The organism is Pedobacter sp. ASV1-7 (genome assembly GCF_040203335.1).
In the GTDB taxonomy this organism is placed as follows: Bacteria; Bacteroidota; Bacteroidia; order Sphingobacteriales; family Sphingobacteriaceae; genus Pedobacter.
This window is the reverse complement of sequence record NZ_JBEHBV010000004.1, coordinates 358,737-383,019: the sequence shown is the minus strand read 5'-3', so window position 1 is coordinate 383,019 and position 24,283 is coordinate 358,737. Positions and strand designations below refer to the sequence as shown.

The 24,283-nt window shown below is 36.9% G+C and carries 22 protein-coding genes; 5 read left to right on the top strand and 17 right to left on the bottom strand.

Annotated elements, in window-relative coordinates; translation table 11 throughout:
* Nucleotides 1-14: 14 nt before the first annotated feature.
* Both ABDJ41_RS12000 and ABDJ41_RS11995 read right to left on the bottom strand, forming a co-directional pair.
* On the bottom strand, nucleotides 15-479 hold the full coding sequence (locus ABDJ41_RS12000) for an Lrp/AsnC family transcriptional regulator (RefSeq protein WP_349786253.1): 465 nt from the start codon (nucleotides 477-479) through the stop codon (nucleotides 15-17).
* A 17-nt stretch (nucleotides 480-496) separates the two neighbouring features.
* Nucleotides 497-658 (bottom strand): hypothetical protein, encoded by a 162-nt coding sequence (locus ABDJ41_RS11995; RefSeq protein ID WP_349786252.1) that lies wholly within the window; start codon nucleotides 656-658, stop codon nucleotides 497-499.
* A 114-nt stretch (nucleotides 659-772) separates the two neighbouring features.
* Between ABDJ41_RS11995 and ABDJ41_RS11990 the strand changes: the two genes are divergently transcribed.
* The 3 genes from ABDJ41_RS11990 to ABDJ41_RS11980 are packed head-to-tail and all read left to right on the top strand — an operon-like array spanning nucleotide 773 to nucleotide 3,000.
* Nucleotides 773-1,354, top strand: a complete 582-nt coding sequence (locus ABDJ41_RS11990) for a DUF4230 domain-containing protein (RefSeq protein ID WP_349786251.1) — start codon at nucleotides 773-775, stop codon at nucleotides 1,352-1,354.
* Between the two features lie 28 nt (nucleotides 1,355-1,382).
* The gene (locus ABDJ41_RS11985; protein WP_349786250.1) at nucleotides 1,383-2,405 is read left to right on the top strand and encodes a TonB family protein; all 1,023 of its coding nucleotides are present in this window, start codon (nucleotides 1,383-1,385) and stop codon (nucleotides 2,403-2,405) included.
* A gap of 43 nt (nucleotides 2,406-2,448) precedes the next feature.
* Entirely contained in the window at nucleotides 2,449-3,000 is a 552-nt protein-coding gene (locus tag ABDJ41_RS11980) for a hypothetical protein (RefSeq protein ID WP_349786249.1), read from the top strand.
* Here the strand turns inward: ABDJ41_RS11980 and ABDJ41_RS11975 are convergent.
* The 9 genes from ABDJ41_RS11975 to ABDJ41_RS11935 form a co-directional block, all read right to left on the bottom strand.
* A complete protein-coding gene (locus tag ABDJ41_RS11975; RefSeq protein ID WP_349786248.1) occupies nucleotides 2,987-3,763 on the bottom strand; it encodes an SH3 domain-containing protein in 777 nt (258 codons plus the stop codon). The two genes, ABDJ41_RS11980 and ABDJ41_RS11975, sit on opposite strands and share 14 nt — an antisense overlap.
* Nucleotides 3,756-5,573: a BatD family protein gene (locus ABDJ41_RS11970; RefSeq protein ID WP_349786247.1), complete on the bottom strand. Its 1,818-nt coding sequence runs from the start codon at nucleotides 5,571-5,573 to the stop codon at nucleotides 3,756-3,758. The genes ABDJ41_RS11975 and ABDJ41_RS11970 overlap by 8 nt, the downstream gene beginning before the upstream one ends.
* 20 nt (nucleotides 5,574-5,593) lie before the next feature.
* Nucleotides 5,594-6,322 (bottom strand): tetratricopeptide repeat protein, encoded by a 729-nt coding sequence (locus tag ABDJ41_RS11965; protein ID WP_349786246.1) that lies wholly within the window; start codon nucleotides 6,320-6,322, stop codon nucleotides 5,594-5,596.
* Nucleotides 6,319-7,356, bottom strand: a complete 1,038-nt coding sequence (locus ABDJ41_RS11960) for a vWA domain-containing protein (RefSeq protein ID WP_349786245.1) — start codon at nucleotides 7,354-7,356, stop codon at nucleotides 6,319-6,321. Before ABDJ41_RS11960 ends, ABDJ41_RS11965 begins: the two co-directional genes overlap by 4 nt.
* A gap of 4 nt (nucleotides 7,357-7,360) precedes the next feature.
* On the bottom strand, nucleotides 7,361-8,365 hold the full coding sequence (locus ABDJ41_RS11955; RefSeq protein WP_349786244.1) for a vWA domain-containing protein: 1,005 nt from the start codon (nucleotides 8,363-8,365) through the stop codon (nucleotides 7,361-7,363).
* Nucleotides 8,352-9,332 (bottom strand): hypothetical protein, encoded by a 981-nt coding sequence (locus ABDJ41_RS11950; RefSeq protein WP_349786243.1) that lies wholly within the window; start codon nucleotides 9,330-9,332, stop codon nucleotides 8,352-8,354. Before ABDJ41_RS11950 ends, ABDJ41_RS11955 begins: the two co-directional genes overlap by 14 nt.
* Nucleotides 9,333-9,336: 4 nt before the next feature.
* Complete coding sequence (locus tag ABDJ41_RS11945) at nucleotides 9,337-10,212, bottom strand: DUF58 domain-containing protein (RefSeq protein ID WP_349786242.1); 876 nt, start codon at nucleotides 10,210-10,212, stop codon at nucleotides 9,337-9,339.
* A 2-nt stretch (nucleotides 10,213-10,214) separates the two neighbouring features.
* Nucleotides 10,215-11,243 (bottom strand): AAA family ATPase, encoded by a 1,029-nt coding sequence (locus tag ABDJ41_RS11940; RefSeq protein WP_502930334.1) that lies wholly within the window; start codon nucleotides 11,241-11,243, stop codon nucleotides 10,215-10,217.
* Between the two features lie 369 nt (nucleotides 11,244-11,612).
* Nucleotides 11,613-12,395, bottom strand: coding sequence for a DUF3050 domain-containing protein (locus ABDJ41_RS11935; protein ID WP_349786241.1), 783 nt, complete (start codon nucleotides 12,393-12,395; stop codon nucleotides 11,613-11,615).
* A gap of 228 nt (nucleotides 12,396-12,623) precedes the next feature.
* Here ABDJ41_RS11935 and ABDJ41_RS11930 point away from each other — a divergent pair, with 228 nt between their 5' ends.
* Entirely contained in the window at nucleotides 12,624-13,757 is a 1,134-nt protein-coding gene (locus ABDJ41_RS11930; RefSeq protein ID WP_349786239.1) for a histidine decarboxylase, read from the top strand.
* Nucleotides 13,758-13,909: 152 nt separating this feature from the next.
* On the opposite strand, the gene ABDJ41_RS11925 is transcribed toward ABDJ41_RS11930, so the two are convergent.
* From ABDJ41_RS11925 to ABDJ41_RS11905, 5 genes are all read right to left on the bottom strand, one after another.
* Nucleotides 13,910-17,290: an efflux RND transporter permease subunit gene (locus ABDJ41_RS11925; protein WP_349786238.1), complete on the bottom strand. Its 3,381-nt coding sequence runs from the start codon at nucleotides 17,288-17,290 to the stop codon at nucleotides 13,910-13,912.
* Nucleotides 17,291-17,310: 20 nt separating this feature from the next.
* A complete protein-coding gene (locus ABDJ41_RS11920) occupies nucleotides 17,311-18,408 on the bottom strand; it encodes an efflux RND transporter periplasmic adaptor subunit (protein WP_349786237.1) in 1,098 nt (365 codons plus the stop codon).
* A 21-nt stretch (nucleotides 18,409-18,429) separates the two neighbouring features.
* Nucleotides 18,430-19,779, bottom strand: coding sequence for a TolC family protein (locus tag ABDJ41_RS11915; protein WP_349786236.1), 1,350 nt, complete (start codon nucleotides 19,777-19,779; stop codon nucleotides 18,430-18,432).
* A gap of 291 nt (nucleotides 19,780-20,070) precedes the next feature.
* Nucleotides 20,071-21,777: an ArnT family glycosyltransferase gene (locus ABDJ41_RS11910; protein ID WP_349786235.1), complete on the bottom strand. Its 1,707-nt coding sequence runs from the start codon at nucleotides 21,775-21,777 to the stop codon at nucleotides 20,071-20,073.
* A 12-nt stretch (nucleotides 21,778-21,789) separates the two neighbouring features.
* Nucleotides 21,790-22,236: a GtrA family protein gene (locus tag ABDJ41_RS11905; RefSeq protein ID WP_349786234.1), complete on the bottom strand. Its 447-nt coding sequence runs from the start codon at nucleotides 22,234-22,236 to the stop codon at nucleotides 21,790-21,792.
* 44 nt (nucleotides 22,237-22,280) lie between these two features.
* Here ABDJ41_RS11905 and ABDJ41_RS11900 point away from each other — a divergent pair, with 44 nt between their 5' ends.
* On the top strand, nucleotides 22,281-23,597 hold the full coding sequence (locus ABDJ41_RS11900) for an ATP-binding protein (protein WP_349786233.1): 1,317 nt from the start codon (nucleotides 22,281-22,283) through the stop codon (nucleotides 23,595-23,597).
* On the opposite strand, the gene ABDJ41_RS11895 is transcribed toward ABDJ41_RS11900, so the two are convergent.
* Nucleotides 23,594-24,280: an MCP four helix bundle domain-containing protein gene (locus ABDJ41_RS11895; RefSeq protein ID WP_349786232.1), complete on the bottom strand. Its 687-nt coding sequence runs from the start codon at nucleotides 24,278-24,280 to the stop codon at nucleotides 23,594-23,596. The genes ABDJ41_RS11900 and ABDJ41_RS11895 overlap by 4 nt on opposite strands.
* Nucleotides 24,281-24,283 lie beyond the last annotated feature (3 nt).

Below are 24,283 nucleotides of genomic sequence, written 5' to 3'. Positions count from 1 at the left end.
CTTACATACGAGCTCTATCCAATCTCGATAGCTGTATCCTTTTTAAGTTCTTTAAGCACAAAACTACTGCTCAGCTTAGAGATATTAGCAATGGACGATATTTCTTCAATAACAAAGGAATGATATGTATTTACATCCTCAACTGCAATTTTTAGAATATAATCACTACTTCCTGCAATACACATCACTTCCAGAACTTGCTTAAATTTTATAATAGACTGCTCAAACTCCTTTAAAGCGGCTATTGATTGTTCCTTAAGTGTCACGGTACAAATAACCATCAGGTGCTTTCCTAACTTTTCCCGATTTACCAGTGCCACATACTTATCAATGTATCCCTCATTTTCGAGCTTCTTTATACGCTCATAAGTGGGAGACTGGCTGAGTCCTATTCTTGAGGCAATCTCCTTCACATGAAGTGAAGAATCCCTTTGTAAAAGGTTCAGAATCTTTATATCCATTATATCTAACACAGCCATGATATCCTGATTAAGCTTTATCCATCATCTTTTATCGATTTCTGCTCCTGTATCGCCTGATTGTAACCTTGCGTATACTTTATACTGCCCCAAGCGGTTAACATCAATATGATGTCTTCGTCTTTTAATGGACCAGAAACCTGACTTTGGCAGTACACTAAAAATTCACTTTCTGTCATAATTGATGCAAATTAACAAGAAAAAAGAATCAGATTGAAAATAAAATGATTTACCGATCAAGTAACTTAGCCTTTACATATCAAATTTGGCCTGTAAATTGGGCACCTTAAAATATGGTTAGAATATTAAAATTAATTATAGTTTTGGCAGTCATCGGACTTATCGCCTGGTTAGTCAATTCAAAATTTAATTTAAAAACAACTGTAGAAAGTAAACATCAGCTTTTACTGGACCGTGTTGAAGCTATGGGCAAGCTGGAATTGGTAAAATACCGTATCAGCGACGTACTAGAGCATAAAAACAAAACACCATTTTTACCTGATGCGAGTGTATTATTAATTGTTAAAGCTGATGCAGTAGGTTGTATTGATCTCACTAAGATTAAATCAGAACAGATACAGGTATATGGTGACTCTGCTGTAATACAACTTCCCCAACCGGAAATCTGCTACATCAAAATTGATCATAAAGCCTCCAGGGTGTATGATACTAAAATGGCCTTTTTCAGAGAAGCCGATTTGGTTGATGAAGCTTATAAAAGTGCAGAACAACAAATTTACAACGAGGTTCGTAAATCTGACATATTACAACAAACGCGTTCAAATGCGCTTCATGTACTGGGGCCTATTTTAAAAGGCTTGGGGTACAACAAAATCACCTTGACTTTTGACCAAATATTATTCGAAAAACATTAAGTTTGTATAAAACATTTCGCTTTCATTCATGGCCATTAAAAATCTATTATCGCTATTTATCCTCGTTGGTACACTTAACTGTGCTTTAGCTCAAAAAAAACAAATTACCTACTTTTATAAAAATAATAATAAAAGAGTTTCCAGCATTGATAGTGCTGATTTTGTTAGAATTATTCAAGAGCCTGATAGTGGCTCCGCATATTTCAAATTAATTGAAGCTTATCCGGATGGAAAAATTAAAACCAGAGGTAGCTTATCCTCCTATCCCCCTCTTAAATTAGAAGACCAGTATATTTCCTATTACAGAAATGGGAAAAGAAAAAAAATGACAACTTATAAAAACAATGTAATTAATGGCTCCATATATTATTACTTTGAAAATGGATCATTAAATAAAATTGTCGAACTGTCAAAAAATAATTTAAATAATAATCCATTTGGTAAAGATACACTAATCATGCACCAGGCTGATTCAACTGGTCGTATTATGATTCAAGATGGGAATGGTCGTGTCACCACAAATATTTCTTCATATGGCGGTGCTATATTGGATGGCGAATATAAGAATGGACTTAAGCACGGCATGTGGACTATGAAAAGCAACGATGGTATTCTTAGTTATAGAGAAGAATATCTCGACGGTAAATTTATCACAGGAGAAAGTGAAGTTAAGGGGATTAAATCCAGATATACTTCTATATATCAACCTGCTTCCTTTAAAGGAGGGATTGAAAACTTTTATAATTACATAAAGAGATCATTAAGTTATCCCAAAGACGCACAGAAAAATGAGATCCAGGGCAAAGTATTTTTAAGGTTTGATATTGATACGGATGGAAGTCTTATAAATATTGAGGTCACAAGAAAATTGTATCCATCACTTGATGCTGAAGCACTAAGTGTTATAGAAGACTCACCTAAATGGATTCCAGCCAAGATACATGGCCTTCCAGTCAAAATGAAATTCAATGTGCCTATTTCTTTTTCCCTTCATAACGAACATTCACAATTTCCACCAGAGAATAATTTCAATAATCGCAGAGGTTTTTAGTTTGGCACGAAAGTAGATTCATTAGTTTATAAACTAAGGGATTATGAATTTACCATCAATCAAAAGGGTTAATTTTAAAAAAGTAAAATCGGATGTTCGTCAGGGTTTTAAAAACCTTGCAGAAGGTGGATTTAAACAGATCTTTAATCAGATTGATCAGCTGAATATTAAAAGAGGTGTTGATAGCATGGGAATTGATAAATTCATCAATCAATGTGCCTTACTCGCTGCAGGCTCTGGTGTAATTACTGGCGTTGGGGGTATAGGTACTGCGCTCATAGGAACTCCGCTGGATGTCATTAACCTTATTACTCAGCAATTCAGAGTAACACTGGCGATCTCCTACCACAATACTGGTACCTACAAAATCAGCTTTGATGATTTCTTTAAAATTGTAGCAAAGTCTGTAAAGGCTGATACCAAACTTGCAATCAGCAAGAATGTCATGGAGGAAGTAGCTGAACGTATACTTTTAAGTCTGGGTTCAAAAGCAAGCAGACGGTTGGTTCCTATTGTCGGCGGAGTGATCGGCGGAACAATAAACTACATGTTTATTAAAGGAGTAGCAAATGAACTTAGGGCTAAATCTCCTTAACATCAGCGTGTTTTATCCATCCGCCATTTCCATTAGGCAACGTAACCTTAATCCAATCTGTATCGCTATCCAGAATAGTTACTTTAGTCCCATCATGAATTACAAATAAAGTTTTTTGCTTACTGTCTGGCCCGCTTTTAACATCAGCCGATCCGGCAAATACAATCCCTTGCTTATTATCATTCAGATAATGAAACTGTACTTTGGACATGATTAGGAAAACAATTCCCAATAATATGGTTACAACACCTATATAAAATGTTGCTTTTTTAGGTAGGCTTGCGACTAAAAACAGATAAGCAATTAAAAAAATGAAACCAGTAATAAAACACAGCGCAGTAAGAACAGATAGCGTATCCAATGAAAAGAAATAAATAAAACCTTTCCACCATTTTGTCAGAAAAAACTCTGGCACCACTTCTATTCTATCCGTAATTTTAAGATTAGCCAATTGCAGGTTTAACTGAATATCAGCATCCCCAGGACTTATTTTCAAGGCTTTCTCATAATTTAAAATCGCCTGCGAAATTTCTGAAAGCTTGTAATTTGCATTACCCAGGTTAAAATAAACCTCAGCCGATTGATAACCGGCATCCAATACTTCCTGATAAGCTATTGCAGCTTCTTTAAACTGATTTTTAGCATAAGCAGCGTTTCCTTGCTTAAATAAAGCTTCTGCATTGACTTCCTTTGCCGAGCCACAAAATGACACGGCCAATAAAAGCAGGCAGGTACAAAAATTATATTTTAATAAATTACGCATGGTTCTCAATGTCGTTAATGATACTTTTAGCCTTATCAAATACTTGCTGCTCAGCAGAAACTCCCATCGGAGCATATCTGGCCATTTCACATAAATCTAGTGTATCTGTCAATTGACTAATCAATTCCTCTTTTATCCCGGCTTGAGTTAACTTCTCAACTATATGCTCTTTATTCAACTCAGCAGCAGGTATATTAAACTTATCACTAAGGTATTGATACAAGCCTTTATAAACATCCTGATAAAACATGGTTTTATTTCCTGTTGCTAATTGCTTTTGCGCATTCGCAAGATGTTTAGTTGCAATTTTATTTGCATTTCTTCCTTTTACCTTTACCTGATCTCTATTTTTTTCTCTGTATTGATTTCGATAAATAAATGCACCAATAAATAACAATGGGCCCAGGAAAAGCAAAACATAATAAGTACCCGATCCGAAAAAAGCACTTCCCTTTTTATACAGTCCAGAAGTATTTGTTTTGATATAGGAAATATCCTTAGCCAACATTTTAATATCTTTCTGATTACCTGAAGAATATGCGGTAACATTAGACCCTGGAGCACCTTTTGCAACTTTTAATTCAAAAGGTCCGGCATTAAGCGTTACATACTTTCCTGTGGCAGGATTAAAGTAAGAGAATTTTAATGGTTCAATGGTATAATTTCCTTCATGCCTCGGAATCAACAGATAAGTATAATCTCTTGTCCCACTAACACCACTCATACTCTCGGTAATACGGTCATTAATCTTAGGATCATACTTCTCCAGATCTGCAGGAAAATTCACCTGGGGCGCTTTCAATAGTTTAAGATTACCTGAACCGGTAATTTTAAGGTTATAATTTAATGCTTCATTAGCTTTAAGCGAAGATTTATCTATAGAACCAACTATAGAAAACTGCCCAACAGCACCGTCAAAGTCCTCTGGTTTACCTGCATCTGGCAATTGCTTTACATTAATCGTTACTGGTGCTGTTTTCACCTTATACTTTACATCCTCATAAGAGCCTCCTCCAAAAAGCTGTTCTATAGGATCATTAGATGGTACCGTAGTGCGTACCAGAAAAGTCATAACCAATGGGTCAAGTGTTAACTTGCCAAAACGCTCTGGAAATAAAATGATTTCTTTTAAAACGGCCACATGGTACCTTTGTCCGTTATATTCCTCTTGTTTCCAGTCTATATTATTAGATCCCTTTATTTCCTGGCTCCAAAATCCATTAAAATCAGGTAATTTATCTGCTTCATTTCCTACAATAGGGATATTTGTATATAGTTTGTAGGTCACAGCAATCTGCTCTCCCTGATAAACATTTGTTTTATTAGCAATAGCCCGCATAAACAACCGGCCTGAAATATCAGATGATTTACCACTAGGTGATGCTCCTGATTGTCTCCCCCCTGCCCCAGAAGGCTGCTGTTGTTGAGTTCCAGCTCTACCCTTTGTCACCTTGATCCTTAAAGGGTTAGATTTATAATCTCTACCATCCACAGTCATCGTAGCAGATCCTATGGTATATTCCCCCTCTTTGGCGGCCGACAATACAAAACTGATTGTCATACTCGAAGTGGTCTGTCCGTTCACAGAACTCTGACTAAAAGCTTGATTCGGACCTGATAATACATTAAATCCGGCAAATGATGGCCGATCAAATGATGAAATATTGCCACTCGTCGTAAAATAAACTTCAAACTGCTCTCCCACTGCCACTTGAGTTGAAGATGCGGCAGCAGTAACTTTAGAGCCTTGTGCAAAACTAAAGGCCGACCATAAAAGCAATACCGATAATAAATAATACTTAATTTTCATTCTATTCGCCCTATACTCCTTTACCAGTCTTTAACAATACGTTTCTTTACCCCTTTTGCCTTTTTATTCTTCAACTTATCCTGGGTATTCTTCTCTTCATTTTTTAATGCTTCAAGCATACGCTCAGCATCTTCTTTTGATAATTTATCAGCTTGTGGCTGCTGCCCCTGTTGATCCTTTTTATCCTGATCATTTTTATCCTTGTCTTGCTGATCTTTCTTTTCCTGATCCTTTTTATCTTGATCTTTCTTGTCCTGTTCTTTTTTATTCTGATCCTTTTTATCCTTATTCTTATCCTTATTGTCCTTTTCCTGCTGCTGTTGCTGCTTTAACTTTTCCTGAGCATAAGCAAGATTGTAACGCGTCTGGTCATCTTTAGGATTATTCATTAATGATTTCTTGTAGGCTTCAATACTTTCTTCCAGCTTTTTAGATTCCAACAATGAATTTCCCAGGTTATGATAAGCTTGTGCCCTTACAGACTTATCATCAGACGTACTCGCAATCTCATTAAATTTCTGTGCAGCATTATCAAACTTCTTCTGTTTATATAGGGCGTCACCAAGATTAAAATTACCTGCTACAGACTCCTTTGTTTTCTCTACAGATTTCCTGTAACTAGCCTCTGCCTCTGCATATTTCTGCTGCTGATATAGCTTATTACCATTGTGGATATCTCTCTTTTCCTTTTGAGCAAAGACAACGGATCCCTGTAATACTATATATATAACAATGATAAATCGCTTCATGACCTCACTTCAAATAAATTCAACTCACTCAATTTTAGATTTCTACGGTTAGAAATGAAAAATTCCAAAACCAATAACAAAAGCGCAAATCCAACAAAAAACTGGAATCTGTCTTCATAATTCTTAAAGTTCTTACTATCGTAGGTCTTCTTCTCCATTTTATTCACCTGATCCATCACAATATTTAAACCGCTGTTCGCATTGCTTGCTCTCACATAAACACCTTGACCTGCTTCTGAAATCTCTTTACACATTTCTTCATTTAATTTACTTACTACCGTTTTACCTGCCTCATCAGTATGAAAACCTACAGGTTTTCCATTTTTATAAATCGGAACAGGTGCTCCCTCTGGTGATCCTAAACCAATAACATGAATAGCAACATCTTTTGAACTGGCAGATTTGGCAGCAGAAACAGCATCGTCCTCATGATTTTCACCATCAGTCATCAAAATCATGGCCTTACTAGTACCGTTTACAAAGTTAAAGGACTTCATCCCCATATCTACTGCAGCCCCGATAGCAGTACCTTGCGTAGGAACAATATCTGTTGTGATATTATTTAAAAATAGCTTAGCAGCAGAATAATCGGTAGTAATAGGCAACTGCACATAAGCATCTCCTGCAAAAATAATAATACCAATGCGGTCGTTCCGTAGATTATCTATCATTTGCGAAATGGCCCGCTTGGCGTTTTCTAATCTGTTTGGGGCCAGATCCCCAGCCAGCATACTATTCGATACATCCAGCAAAATCATCAGATCTGCTCCATTACGCTTCCCTTCTTCAATTTTAGTTCCGATCTGAGGATTTGCCAGACCAATTACCAATGAAGCATACGCCAATGCGAATAAACTGAACTTCCAAACCGGTCTGCTTAGAGAAACTTCAGGCATCATTCTCCTAACGGTATGTTGGTCACCCAACGATAACAATGCGTTCTTTTTCCATCTGCGAACCACCAGAAAGATAATCACCATCAAAGGGATTAACAGTAGTCCCCATAAAAAATCTATGTGTTCAAAACGTAACATATCATTAAGTTAAGGCTCCTTTAAAAATTGTATTTCTTAACAAAAACTCCAACATCAACAATCCCAATGCAATCAGCAAAAATGGAACAAAACGCTCCGTTTTTTTATGGTATTGAGTAACTGCAATCTTCGCTTTCTCCAACTGATCGATCTGCTGATAAATCTTTTTCAGTGTGGCATTATTAGTAGCACGGAAATATTGTCCACCTGTTAATTTGGCGATATTCTTTAATACTCCCTCATCAATAGTCACCGGTACTTGCTGATACTCGGTACCAAAAGGTGTTTTTACCGGGTAAGGTGCATAACCTTTAGTACCAACGCCCACTGTATAAACCCTCACATTCATTTGCTTGGCAATTTCTGCTGCCGTTAAAGGTGGTATAGAGCCTGTAGTGTTAGAACCGTCTGTAAGTAAAATCACCACCTTACTTTTAGCATCACTTTCTTTTAACCTATTCACTGCTGTAGCCAATCCCATTCCAATAGCTGTCCCATCTTCAATCATTCCATTATTAATCTCAGCAAAAAGATTAATCAATACATCGTGATCAATAGTGAGCGGACATTGAGTAAAGCTCTCACCACTAAAAATAACCAAACCAATACGGTCTTCCGGACGGTCTTTTATGAAGTCGATAACAATTTGTTTACCTGCTTCCAAACGGTTTGGTTTTAAATCTTCCGCAAGCATACTTCCCGAAATGTCGGTAGCAATGATAATATCAATACCTTCAGTTGTGGAATTTTGCCAGCTGAAAGCAGATTGTGGCCTTGCCAAGGCAAGAATCAATGCAATAAATGCCAAAATTCGCAATACAATTCCGGAGTGCCTCAAGCTGGTATATTTACTTTTTTTAACTGATGAAAATCCTTTTACAGCCGACATCCGTAAACTTCCCTGAAGCTTATTCTTCCTCCAGATATTCCAACCTATCATCAAAGGAATGATGATCAGCAACCAAAGAAAGCCTTTATTGGCAAATTCAATTCCGCTAAACAGGTTCATTATTGTTATTTTGTACTTTATGATCTGTAAATGGAGCAGGTTTTGTGTTCATTACAAAATGAATCGCATTTTCCATACTCTGTTCATTTTCATTATTTAAAGGGCTAGCCTTTGCAAACTTCACCAGGTCAGCCAACAAAAGCATTTGCCTTAAGCCATTTCTTTGCTGTTCAGGGATTTCAAGATGTCTTAATCCCGAAAATATCTCTTCGGAAGTCTGTTCCAAAGCATTGACATGATACCTCTTTTCCAGGTAATCTCTGATGATGTCTGTCAACTCACTATGATACTCTTTTATTTTTCCTTGCTCCCAAAGTTTCTCTGCTTTCAAAGTGTTTAGCTTTTCTAAAACCTGGATATCCAGCGGCACAGCAGGTTTGGCTGGTTCAACTTTTACCGGCCTGTTTTTACGTTTTTTTATCAGGTACCATATCAGTGCTGCAATAAGCAACACACCTAAAACCGAAAATGCGATTAGTTTCTTATTATCCCTTAGCCAATCCATAAATGAATAACTCACTGCTAATGGCTCCTTAATGTCATAAATAGCTTTTGTGGTATCTACTTTTACTTCGGCCACCTCTAAAGGAATCGCCTGTGTAGTCAGATTTCCATCCTTACTCCCAAAAGCATAGGACGGAATCATATGCAGACCAGCATCAAATGATGTTATGGTATATTGCCTGCTAATGGTCTTAATCCCTGGATTTTTTTGATCAGAAAGGGTATCAGTCCTGCCCATTTCTACAATCTGTACTTTCGAGGAGATAGTATCTGCAAGTACTGGAAAATCAACATGAGCATTCACTGGCAAATGTGCCTTTAAACGCAAAATAGTCTGATCTCCTAGCTTGATATTAGTCTGATCCAGTGTAGCCTCAACTTTTATTTCCTGAGCATTTGCCGTATAAGTAAAACCGGCTAAACACAACATCAAACACCAGCTGAAATTAAAATATTGTTTCATATCCTTATCTCCTGGTCTCCCTTTTCTTAAACAAAGTCATTAATGGTTTAATATAAGATTCATGGGTACCAATCTTGGTGAAATCTACACCAGATTTTCTGAACTGGTCTTCCAGCTTATCGTTTCTTTCCAATGCTGCTGCCGCAAAAGCAATACGCACATCACTATCAGCTGTATTTACCCATTCAATCTGACCAGTTTCTTCATCTTTTACAGGAATCAGCCCTAAATTCGGGAAGATTTCCTCATGCTTATCGTATAATCTTAAAGCAACCAGATCATGTTTCCGATTGGCTATTTTAAGTTCATTTTCAAAAGGTCCACTCATAAAATCTGAAATCAGAAAAGCCGTACATCTCTTTTTTATAGCACTGGTAAAATAGCGTAATCCCTCGGCAACATTGGTCCCCTTGTTCTCTGGTTTAAAATCTATCAGCTCTCTGATGATCATCAGAATATGGCTTCTACCTTTTTTCGGTGGAATAAACTTTTCCACCTTATCGCTAAAAAACAGGACACCCACTTTATCATTGTTCTGTATTGCTGAAAAAGATATTACGGCACAAAGCTCAGTAGCTAGTTCCTGTTTCAACTGAACTTGTGTTCCAAAGTTCTTTGATCCACTCACATCTACCAGCAGCATTACTGTCATTTCCCTTTCTTCATCAAATACTTTTACGTAAGGATGGTTGAAACGGGCCGTTACATTCCAATCGATGGTACGGATTTCATCCCCTACCTGGTATTCCCGAACCTCGCTAAAGGCCATACCACGCCCTTTGAAGGCCGATTGGTATTCTCCAGAAAAGATCTGATTACTTAATCCGCGACTCTTAATCTCAATCTTTCTAACTTTCTTTAACAGGTCTTTGGTATCCATAATTAAGGCACTTCTACAGCATTTAATATTCCTGTAATGATGGTTTCTGTATTGATATCTTCAGCTTCTGCCTCGTAAGATAAACCAATACGATGTCTTAAAACATCATGACAAACGGCTCTTACATCTTCTGGGATTACATAACCACGTCTTTTGATAAAAGCATATGCTTTTGCAGCTAATGCAAGATTGATACTGGCACGGGGAGAAGCACCAAAACTGATCAGATTTTTATATTCTGAAAGCTTATAATCACCAGGGAAACGGGTAGCAAAAACTATGTCAATGATGTATTGTTCGATTTTCTCATCCATATACACCTCTTTAACTACCTTTCTTGCTCTCAAAATATCATCAGTATGAACAACTACGTTTGGTGTTGGCATTCCCTGAGGTGCAATATTTGCACGCATAATTCTCTTTTCATCTTCCTTTTTCGGATAACCGATCACTACTTTCAGCATAAACCTGTCAACCTGAGCTTCTGGTAAAGGATAGGTTCCTTCTTGCTCTATTGGGTTCTGTGTAGCCAACACAAGAAATGGCTTTGGCAGCGGGAAAGTATTATCTCCAATAGTAACCTGACGCTCTTGCATCGCTTCTAATAAAGCACTTTGCACTTTCGCTGGCGCACGGTTAATCTCATCAGCAAGGATAAAATTAGAAAACAAAGGGCCTTTTCTAACGATAAATTCTTCTTTCTTTTGATTATAGATCATCGTGCCAAGCAAATCTGCTGGTAATAGATCTGGTGTAAACTGTATCCTGCTAAATCCAGCGTCAATGGCTTTCGACAAAGTATTGATCGCTAATGTTTTTGCTAATCCCGGGACCCCTTCTAATAAAATATGTCCGTCCGCTAATAAACCAATCAGCAAACGTTCTACCATATACCGCTGACCAACAATCACTTTATCCATTTCCATGATCAAAAGATCAATAAAAGCACTTTCCTTTTGTATCATTTCATTCAGTGCACGGATATCTGTTCCATACGAAGAATGCTCAGTAATATTAGTTACTTCTTCCATTTATACACACATTTTTATTTATTGCGAAAATTAGACAAACTTATTTTTTTCGCAGCAGCAAATGGTGAAATATAATGTTAAAATATGTTAAAAAGGGAATTTAGGCAGACTCGTCGGGGACTGGAATAAGTTTTTTCTTTTTGAAGGAAGAAAAAAATTAATCCTATGTCCCCTCTGAGCAACCAAAATTCCTGGTCAAAACCCAGGTCAGCAGTCAAATACTGAAAGACAGTATTATCATTGCAGCATCCCTAAAGTTTTGCTTATAATAGTTGCAAGACTTAATTAAATTATAAGATGATATAATACTGCGTGGTAGTATATTACCATCATTACTTTAGTACAGATTACTAGATAGTTGAATTAACCTTAGCTTAATTTCGCAGCACAGATCTTTTGATAAGCGCCATCCCATAACTCAATCCTCTTTTGAAGGGCAGTAATGGTAGCGGCTTCCGCAGCTTTCCAATAAGATTCATTCTCAGCACAAAGCTCTGAGGTCATAGCCAGGGCCAGGTGACTGTGATGATCGCCATCTACTTCAATATGACGGTCTAAATAGTATTTAAAGAGAGAAATCTGATCAGGAAATTTTCTATTCAGGTCATTCACGATAGTCAGAAACATATTTGGAATTAAATCCTCGCGTCCAAATGTAAAAGTGCTGGCTTGTAAATGTGCTGCTCCGCTGTTAATTATTTCAAAGGTATAATTTACAAATTCCCTGGCCTCTAATGGGGTATTAGCAGTGGCATATGCCTCCTCAAAATTACCTGTTGCTTTTAATGTTTCAATAAATTGAGTGATGTCGTTAATATTTGCACCGCATTGTTCCATGGCATCCAGGTACATCTCATAATGACTTTTTTGAACTCCATTTGCGTCAATATCTGATTCTTCACCAGCAACAATTTCATTGATCAATGCACGTGTACTTCCAGAACCTACAGGAAACCATGGTACATTTGTAGAGGTTAGATTGATCTGTAAAGATTTTAACAAAGACATAAAGTCCCACACCGCATATACATGATATTCCATAAAGATTCGTAAATCCTTTAGGTCTTCAATTACTGCATATACTTTATGATTAATGATTTGTTCCCTTAGCGGGATAATTGATTTTTGTATGTTTTCCAGATGCCCGTTCATTACGTCCCCCTTTTTATTTAGGCTGCAAATGTAAAAGTAAATCTTGATTGTTTGTTAATGCACAAAATTTCATTAATGCTAGTAGAAAATTCCAGGCATCAATTCAGTTCATAATTTTAAATAGAATCAAAATACAGAATAATATTCTAATTATAAAAACATAAATAACATATTATTCTTTTGTATGTAAATTTGCGACTTAAACAAAACTAACTTACATAAAGAAAAATGAGCATAAACTCCTTATCATCAGGCGAAAACCAAACATTGGAAAAATTACTGGAAGAAGTAAAATTGAATACCGGACATTTCATGGGATATCCTGTATCCAAAGATTTCGACTATTCAGAATTGACTCCTTTCCTTGAATATCCTATGAATAACCTTGGTGATCCATTTGTTCCATCCACTTATGCAGTTGGTTCTCGTGAATTAGAAAAAGAGGTTGTGCAATTCTTTGCCGAGCTTTTCAGAGCACAAACAGATGATTGGTGGGGTTATGTAACCAATGGTGGTTCTGAAGGAAACCTTTATGGTTTATACCTTGCCAGAGAGTTGCATCCAAAGGGAATGGTTTATTATTCAGAGGCTACACACTACAGTGTACAAAAGAATCTGCACTTGTTGAATATGTCCAACATTGTAATTAGTACCCAGGACAACGGAGAAATTGATTACGAAGATCTGGAAAACACAATACGAATGAACCGTCACATGCCCGTTATCATTATGGCTAATATAGGCACCACCATGACTGAAGCACGTGACGACATCAGTAAAATCAAGCTCATTCTAAAAAAACTGGCCATCAAGCATTATTACATTCATGCAGACGGTGCCTTATCGGGTAGCTATAGTGCTTTAATTGAACCCCGACCAGCATTCGATTTTGCTGATGGCGCTGATAGCATTGCCATAAGCGGTCATAAATTCATAGGATCACCCATGCCCTGCGGCGTAGTTGTAGCTAAAAAATCAAACCGCGACCGCATAGCCCGTTCTGTAGCTTACATTGGTAGCATGGACACGACCATTTCAGGTTCTAGAAATGGACACAGCCCACTCTTCCTATGGTATACCATCAAAAAACTAGGTATAGCTGGCTTAAAAAAACGTGCTCAACATTGCCTGGAAACCGCCGCTTACGCTGAAGAAAAACTCAAAGAAATCGGTATTCCCGCATGGCGTAATAACAATGCCATAACCGTAAACTTCCCTGAACCGGATGTAAAAATCAGACAGAAATGGCAACTTGCTGCTGAAGGTGGCTGGTCGCATATCATCTGCATGCCCAACATCACTAAAAATCAAATCGATCAACTGATACAAGAAGTCAAAGCCACAGAAATACAAGTCCTTTAAACGTCCTGCTATTATAAGCCCTGCTACTTAAACCCATGCTACTTATGCATCCTGCTATTATACACCCTGCTTGACAAAAAAATCACCTTCTCTGAAAGGACATAGGAACTTTGCCTTTTTCAGGCAAAGATTCCAGTCCTAGAAGAGAATGGTTATTTTTTCCCTTTTAACAGGTTTTTAATCTTTTTTGAATTAATATCCGCCACTAAATACATACACGGCACCAACACCAGCGTCAAGAAAGTTGCAAAGCTTAATCCAAAAATAATTGTCCACGACAAAGGTCCCCAGAAAGCCACATTATCACCACCAAAATAAAGGTGTGGATGAAACTCTGTAAACATCGTCACAAAATCAATATTCAATCCTACCGCAAGTGGAATTAGACCAAGCATAGTAGCTGTTGCTGTTAATAACACAGGAGTCATCCTGGTACGCCCTGCCTCAATCACAGCTTCTCTAACCTCCATACCCTGACTCACCATCAGATCAGCAAACTCAACCAATAGAATCCCGTTACGAACAACAATTCCAGCCAGCGCAACAATTCCCAATCCAGTCATAACAATAGACAGCTCCATTCTAAAAATGGTTACACCAAGCAATACCCCAATAATACTAAACAAGATTTCACTTAAAATCACGATTGGCTTAGTAATCGAGTTAAATTGTAAAACAAGGATAATCAGAATGATAAACAAAGCACTAACTAAAGCCGTCCCTAAAAACGCGGCAGTTTCCAATTGCTCCTCCTGTTCACCAGCCATCTTAATCTCCACCCCATCGGGTGCTTTAAATTCATTTATTTCAGATTGAATATTTGCTACAACCTCATTTGCATTATACTCCGATAACACATTAGAAGATAGAATAATAATCCTTTTCTGTTGCTTACGCTTAATTCCTCCATAAGTATTCACATAATCAATATCAGCAAATGAAGAGATTGGCACCTGCCTGATGATACCATTCATAGCCATATCCCTATAAGTGATCTTCATATTTCTCAATGCTTCCAGATTATTTCGCTGGTCCTCCTGAGCACGTACATTAATTTCATAATCATCATTCTCATCCCTGAATTTTGACACCTCCTTACCAAAAAGCGCGGTACGCAAAGCACCACCAATCTGACCTGTTGAAATTCCCTCTCTATTTGCTCTTTCCCTGTTTATATCAAAAATAATTTCAGGTTTATTATTTTGAAAATCAGATTTAAGCTCTTCAACACCAGCAATTTGTTTATTATCCAAATACTTTTTCAAGCGATCTGAAGTTAACGCAATAGAATCCAGATTATCACCTGTGATTTCAATACTGATTGGCTTCGCAGTAGGTGGACCACCTTGTTCCTGTGCTACACTAATTTCTGCACCCGGAATCCCCTTTACAGCCTCACGGATTTTAGTAAGATAGCCTGTAGTAGCCTCTCCAGTTCGTTTACCGAAAGGTACAAAAGCAACTGTAACCTTCCCCTTATTGGTATATTCTCCCTGATCTTCCCCTTGTGGATCAGTTACGCCTACTGTCACATTTGAAATTACAGAAGATACATCAGGATTATTCCGACCAACTACTTTAATAACTTTTGCCTCAATCTTTTCCACCACTTTACTTGTGTAAGCCTGGTCGGTACCTACAGGTAATTCGATATAAACATAAACAAAATTAGGATCTGCAGTAGGAAAAAATACAACCCTTGGTGGAACTACACTAATTAGGAATAAAGTGAGAAAAAATAAGCCTACTGTACTCCATATCATTGTTCTCGGACGTTTTAAAGCCCAAACGATTAAGTTGTGATAACCATTAATTGCCTTGGGCCATATTACGGTCTGGAATTTCTTAATCACCCTGGTTAATACAAAATGATTCAACAAATAAAGCAGAGCCATCAATACAACAAAGTTCCCAATTCCAAAATTAATAAGGTACCCCAACAACGCCACAATAACAAACACTAGCAGAGTACGTTTAACAGCCTTATTAAAAGTAGGCTTGTCATTTTCATGATCATCATGAGGTTTCATAAAATCGACTGCAAAAACAGGATTGATGATATAAGCTACAATCAAAGAAGCTGAAAGGGTTACAATCAACGTAACCGGCAGGAAATACATGAACTCGCCGATGATCCCCGGCCAGAACAATAGTGGAAAAAATGGTGCGAGGGTCGTCAATGTACCCGATAATACCGGTAAAAAAACCTCACCTGTAGCAGTTTTAGCAGCTTGAACAATAGGTACCCTTCCATTATCAAAAATACGATGCGTATTTTCCACTACCACAATTGCATCATCCACCACAATACCCAAGCCTAATAAAAAGGAGAACAGCACCATCATATTCATGGTGAAATTGAAATCGAATATCCCACCTAAAACAGGCATGGAAAGGAAGGCAATAAACATGGAGAGTGGTACAGACAAGGCCACAAACAAGGCATTCGTTACCCCCATGAAAAACATCAGAATCAAAGTCACCAGGATAAAACCAATAATAATAGTATTGATCAAATCATGTAGTGTTATACGAGTCTGATCACTTTGGTCGCCGGTAATGGTTATATCAAGTTTATAAGGCAATACTGTTCCTTTCATTTCCTTCAACATAGCATTGATCTTATCTGATGCTTCAATCAGATTCTCCCCACTTCGTTTACGTACATTTAGGGTGATTACATTTTTGCCATAAAGACGGGCATAACTGTTTTGCTCTTTAAAAGAGTCCTTTACTTCAGCAATATCTTTCAGATATACAGAGCCACCAGTAGGTGTTTTAACAATCATATTGCCAATCTCTTGCGCATCTTTAAATTCCTTTTTAATGTTTAAGGTACGTAGCATCCCATCCATTTTCACAGACCCACCGGAGATGGTAAGATTTTCATACTTTACAGCATTTTCAACATCTGTAAATGAAAGCTGAGCGGATTCCATTTTACGTAAATCAACATTAATCTGTATTTCCGGTTCCAATGCCCCTACAATATCTACCCCTGCAATTTCCTTTAATCCTTCTACCTTATCCTCAATATCATCGGCATATTCCTTCAGCTTTTTCAGATCATAATCACCTGAAATATTGATATACATAATTGGCAAATCTGAAAGGTTAATATCCATAATCACCGGATCATCAGGCAAATCAGATGGCAGATCCGTTTTAGCTTTATCAACAGCATCCTTTATCCGTTGTTTAGCATCTTTAATATCTACCCCGGTATTAAATTCAGCAGTAATGAAAGAGAAGTCTTGAAATGAACTGGAGGTCACTTTTTTTAAACCCAAAGTACCCCTGATTTCCTTTTCAAGCTGCTTGGTAACCAAATTCTCCATATTTGCCGGAGATGTTCCAGGATAAATTGTCTGAACAAAAATCTTCGGAATGACTACTTCAGGAAAATTCTCTTTAGGAAGACTCTGGTACGAGAAATAGCCCGCAATCATGAGTAAACATGTAAACACATAAATAGCAGTCCTGTTATCAATCGCCCAGCTAGACGCTCGAAACTCTTTATTAATATCCTTCATATCTTTTTATGAATAATCCTTTATAATTTAACTGAGTCTCCATCGTTTACATCCTGAAATCCTGTTACAATTACCTTATCACCAGTTTTCAAACCAGAAAGCACTTCTGCTTTACCATCAGATACTTTTCCAGTTTTTATATCTACTTTTTTAGCCTTTCCGTTCATTGCAATAAAAACATACTCACTTGATTCAGATTTCTGAATAGCATTAACAGGAACTACCAATGCCTTATCATTTCTATAATCTACAATCTTCAATACGGCTAACATATTCGGACGATATCTTTTACCTGAGGGCAATTTCACTTCAACATTGAACCCTCTTGATACCGGGTCAATTACTTTGGCAGCAAATGAAATCTTTGCCTGTAAAGTCTCAGGTACATCTGGTAGAGAAACTTCCACATCATCCCCCTGGTTCACCTTGCCTCCATAGTTTTCAGACACCAATGCTTTAACCTTAAGATTATTTGCATTCACCACCCTAATACCTGTATGTGAGCCAGGAGCAACAGAAGCACCTAATTTTAATTCCATCGCATCTACTGTGCCCGAAACCGGGCTTTTAATCTTATTCATAGCAGCCTGCGATTTCAATCCTGCCAACTGCTTTTCCAGCCCTTCCTTCTGACTTTTTGCCGTAAGAAACTGAACTTCTGTACCTATTTTCTGGTCCCAGAGATTTTTCTGACGATTAAATACAGTAGTAGCCAGATCAAGTTGAGTTTGCATCTGAGCAACGCTCTGCTTCAACACTTTATCATCCAACTGTGCCAACACTTGTCCTTTATTTACGTGTTGTCCAACTTTTACAAAAATACCAGTCACTGTTCCCGGAGATTCAGGCATGATCTCTACATTATCTTCCGCATCAACCTTACCCTGTACCTCTACATAATTCCTGAAATGTGTTTCAGAAAGTTCAGATACAACAACATCTTTAGACTCAGTCTGAGCTTTTTTCTGTCCCAAATCAGCTTCCAGTTTTTCTATTTTTCCATCAAGTACAGTGCGTTCCTTTTTAAGCTTCTCCAATTCGCCTTTTTTATCCTTCGGCTTTTCTGAGCAGGAAGATAAGATAAGTGCTAATGCCAGGGTATATAATGATGTTTTCATCGTTAAAACTATTTTTTGAGGTTAATAATTAATTCTTCCCGCCGCCTTTTCCAAATCAACTTTACTGATCAGTAAATCGTACAAAGCAGTGATGTAATGGTTTTGCGCTTCTTTAACTGCGGTTTCAGCATTGGTTACTTCTAAACTTGAACCAACCCCCTGCTCATATTTAATACGGGTAACCCTAAGTATTTCTTGTGAAAGTGTCAGGTTTCGCTGTTGATTTTCAACTGAGCGCAGGCTATTGATATATACTTTCTGAGCAACAGAAATTTCATTAGTAATCCCATTCTTAGCATTGAACAGTTCATTCTCAGTTTTCATAACCTCTAGCTTCGCATTGCGAACCTGGTAAATGCGTTGACCACCACTAATCAAATTCCAGGAAAGCGTAAGTCCAATTACAGAAGTAGGAAAACTCTGATCAAAATGTTTAGCAAATTCGTCCGACTGAAAGTTCTTTGAGGCACTGGCAAAACCTCTTAATGTTGGTAAAAACAAGCTTTTCTGTCTTTTTAAATCCAATTCATTTAATTTTTTCTGAGTCTCTAACAGTGAATACTCGATCCTGCCCTTATAAGCAGTTGTATCCGTCCCCATTACAGGAACAGGCTCCGCTCTCACATCACTGATCTTATCAGTTAATTTAAGACTAGCCTGAACAGGCATACCCATCTGAAATTTGAGCATATCAATATTCATCTGCAACAAACGGATTACATTTTCTCGTTCTGTTTCCAGATTGTTCTTCAGTACCTGTAACCTATCAACATCAATCTTCTCTACAAAACCATTTTTAAACATAGCTTCAGTATCATTCAGGGATTTAGTAAGCTGGCTCAGATTCGCATCAATTAAAGAAAGCTGTTCTCCATTTACCAATGCCCCATAGTAAGCCTTAGTTACAGCAACTGCAGTTTCTATCCTGGTCCGTTTACTATTCCTTACAGACAGCTCCTTATAAGTTTTGGAAGCCTGTAAACCGACTATATAGCTACCGTCAAATATTAGCTGATTCAACTCTATCCCAGCTGTAGAATTGTATTTTGTACCAAACTTAACTGGTATAGGTGTACTTGAAGGAGGATTTGAAAATTCGCCAGGTAATAAAGTTGTGGGCAGCTTCAAAAAGTCCTGGAAACTGTATGATGCTGAAACTTGCGGCAATCCGATACCCACAGTTTGTTTCACTGTATTTCTGGCTATTTCTTCATCTATAGTTGAATTTAATACAGCTGTTTGATGTTTCAATGAATAATCTATCGCTTCTGCTAAACTGAACGTGTAACTTAGGTTGTCCCTATCCTGAGACTTACTAATTGTACCTACCATTATAAACAGAAGTGCAATAACACAAGGTTTACATTTCATAATCATTCGTTATATAATCAAAGATAATTCGTAACCATTAAATCGTAAAGGTGTAATTCAGACAAATTAAGGGGCTATTGCGACATAAATATTCTGTTTTTAGGTATAAAAAATCAAATCATAATTGAATATAATCATTTTCCAGGATTTTATCGCGACCTCATAAATTACTGAAACAGCATAAAACACCCTGCTATTATACACCCTGCTTGACAAAAAAATCACCTTCTCCGAAAAGGCCTCAGGCGCTTTTGCCCTTCAGCAAAAGATGCCAGCATTAGAGGAGAATGGTTATTTTTTAACTTTAATAGCGATCATATTACTATTCCTCGCCCCTCCAAACGGATCCGTCCTCAAAGAGAAAATCATTTTGTACTTCCCCTCTTCTACAGGCACCTGAACTGAAGCTTTAATAATTACAGATTGTTTAGAACCGATAACCACATTTTCTATGTCAGCACTTACAGCTTTAAACTCACCTAAATCAGGGCCAAGCTTAAAACCATATTCCAGATAACACTTCCACTTCTGACCAGCATTACCCAATGAAATTGTTTCATCATAAGGATTATAAATCTTCAGAACCAATTCTAAAACCTGACCAGCACTCACTTCTTCCGGCACCACTACTGGATTCACAGAAACCTTTTGATACATTCTAACCTGATCCAGCCAGGTTCCATAATAAACACCTTTGCTAGTCTGAATCGTATCCAATTGTTCAAATCCCGCATCCGGATGTGTAATAAAGTAAGCTCTTTTGTTCCTTAAACTATCTTCTAATGGCCATATATCATATTGATTCTTTCTGTAATACCTGGAATCATAACCAAAACCTTTAGTACTATGGGTATAAAAATTGTACCTTGAAGGAATCTGAAAACTATTGCTAAATATCACAGGTGCATCACCAGCTTTCTCCTGTATACTTTTTGCCCAATCCTTATTTCCAAAATAATAATCCACAATTTTAACTTTCTTCAAAGCTTCAATAGGAAAAACCAGGATCAATCTGACAAGAATTATAAGAAAGATATTCATTATAGCCAGCCTTTCAAACCATTTAGGAACAGTATACCTGGATATAGCCACATAAGCAAGAATCAGTAAACAAATCATCGCTGGCAATGTCCAGTGCGCCTCAACCCTTCCTTTTAAGGTACTGATCAAAAAGAATATGAAAATACCTGCAAAATTAAATTTCACAGCACGGATAAAAGCATCTTCTGGTTTCAGCGAAACCGCAGTTTTATACATGTACCAACCGACAAGCGGTCCAGCCAGTGCCAACTGTGCAATAATATATTCAGTAGTAAAACTAAACTTATAATATGCTGATGAACGGTCTATTACGTGATAATAAAATGAAGGATAACTATTTTGAATCTGCCACCAGATATGTGGAATAAAGGCAATAATAGAGATGACTACTACAAGCCAAAAAGTTGATCTTTTTAATAATTTAAAGTTAGAAAAAATGGTAAAGAACAATATCAATATTCCATGATATTTACTGTACAGCATACCAGCTATAACCAGAGCCAGTAAAAATGCCCATTTAAACTTATCGACCTCGACATAACGCTGATAGATGTATAAAAACAATACCGTAAAAAAGAACAAAGGTGCATCTGGAGTAGTAATAAATCCATAAACATGGAACAATACAACAGATAAAAACAGCAATACAAACAGCTTCACATTATGCGCATACCTGCTTACTATTTTCCATAAAAGGTAAACAGATAATGTGCTTGTAATAACTGTAGTTAATCTTAACCCCAAAGTAGAAGGAAATATCGTGTCTCCAATTTTGATAAATAAGGCCACCATAGGAGGATGATCAAAATAACCCCAATCTAAGAAACGTGAATATACCCAATAATAGGCCTCATCGGCATGTACTTCTACAAAAATTGCCTGAATAATGTTGATTAATGTCCATAGTCCTAAAAAAACAAACAAGGTTTGCTCCGCTTTTTTTCTTGTTTCCAACATTAATAACAGGATTTAATTGGTAAATGTATATAGATAATTTGCAAAAAAGTTCCACAATGATACAATAACAATTGCACATGCCTTAGCAAAGTAAAAATTCCATTTCAGTTTGTCATTCAGAATATATATCAAGATATTACTTAAAACCAGCCCTACCAGACAAATCATAAAGTACTTTCCAAACTGGGTCATTGTTGCCTCATCATGGCTATCGAATGTCCAGAAACGATTCAATCTATAATTGGTTGCAGTAGCAATAGTGAAACCAAGAGAACTGGAAACATACTTGTGAATCTTTAATTTCTCCTTACAGATATAGGTGACAGTAAAGTCTACAATTAACCCAGCGAAACCTACAATGCCGAATTTTAAGAGCTTAATAAGAAAGGCGTAATTAAATTCAATAGCTGCAATAGGGCTCATATTTACTACTTTCAGCAAAAATAATATAATAATCATACAATTTCGTTTCCATTCATTATTTTTACTTCCAAAATAAAAAGGTGTTCCATTTATTTAGATATAAAATCCCGGATAAGTATACTAATGAATTTAGGAATACTTACAGCTATATTAACATTAAGCAGGTAGCCATTCTTGCAGCCGTTTTACTCGTTATAGCTATGGGAGTACGTATGACCAGCATTTTTTATAGTGACGAACTAGTATCAATGCCAAATCTGAATAGCTATAATATTCTGAACTTTATTCAGATTTGTGGTTCATCTACATTTATTGTTCTAAGTAGTTATGCTTTAAAACGCGAAAATTGGAGCACTAGTATGAGAAACTCAATTGTTCTGTTGTTCTGCTTATTTCTGTTGTCAACTTCCTTCACAGTTAGTTACCTGTTCTCTCAATTTAACCCGAAAAACACACTTACTATATTTCTTACAGGCGTATTGGCTGTAAGTATCTTCTTTGCACTTGAACTTAAACACATTGTGGTCATTTCCATCTATATAGTTCTTCTATTTATGGTAGTCATGATGGTTCCTGATATTAGTAGTTTGCAAAAGCTCCTCAATATCATTATGTCTGGAGTTCTTTCATTTTTCATGTATGCCTGCTCCCGATACAGCTACTACTTTAGGGCGGAACAATTTGTAAAAGTAAAACAGCTGGAAGAAAAAAACCTGGAAGTACAATTACTGAACCATCAGAAAAGTGAAATCCTTGGCTTTGTAGCACATGACCTTAGAAACCCGCTTAATAATATTGAAGCATTGACAAGAATTGTATTAGAAGAGCAAAAAGAAAGTGACAATACAGAAATGCAGCTTATATTAAGCTCAACACGACAAGCAAAAAGTATTATTGATGATTTGTTAGAAATTGCACAACACGACAAAGCTCCTTTTCGGTTGCAGACAACCAACATCATTACATTCATGAACAACATTTGCTATAACTGGCAAAAGAACCTAAAAAATGAACGTCAAATTGTTTTTAATTCATCCAACCAAGAACTTATAGCAGCTGTAGATACTTCAAAATTAACAAGAGTGATGGACAACTTGATTGTAAACGGTCTGAAGTTCTCAAAATCAGGAAGCCCAATCAATATAGATGTCTTAAAATTAGATGATTCCTGTATGATTAAGATTACAGATTTCGGAATTGGTATTCCCTTAGACCTGCAAGCGCTTCTGTTTGATCAATTCTCAAAAGCTGGCAGACCTGGACTTAGAGGAGAAAAATCAGTCGGCCTTGGGCTTCATATTTCCAGACAAATCATTGAGCAACATAAAGGGACACTAACCCTGCAAAGCAAGGAAAATGAGGGAACAACATTTACAGTTTCACTTCCTTTAAACTAGTTCAGATTAAACTTATCGTTACTGATTTTTACGACATTAGAAGTAAAAACAATTCCAACTATTAAAATACCAATAACAATCGCCAAAGCCACTTGTAATCCAGAATATAACTTGCTACCTGACACCATAAATGCAGAATCCTTAATCAGCTCTTCTCCTACTTGTTTTTGAATATTCATTAAACCCGATAATTTCTTAATCGTTTCGATTGATGTTCTGGCTCTTTCATTATTATAAAGTATCCTGGCCGGCTCCATCCCTTGTTCCGCCGCAACCATAAGTATTTTATTTTCAACTTCAACGGTTGCAATTATAGCTTTTTTCAACTCATGAAGCTGATCTTTCTCCTGCTTAACCAGAAAAGTTTTCTCATACTTATTGATTAATGAATCCATTGAAGTGTTCCGTCTTTTCAATTCTCGTCTAAGTTCTGCAGGATCAAATGCTTGTTCAGCTCCATACAAAGCCCTTTCAAATAAAGATTTCTTTAGAAAAGCATTTTCTGCTACATAAAACAAATATGTTGCTGGAATTAATCTATCATTATACATCGATACGAATGACTCATTCATACTCTTTACGCTTTTATCTTCCAAAAAACGGATCAGCAATGTACAAGCCATAATGCAGAACAACAAAACCGATATCTTCATTTTTTGTTTAACAGAGTAGGCAAATTTCATAAG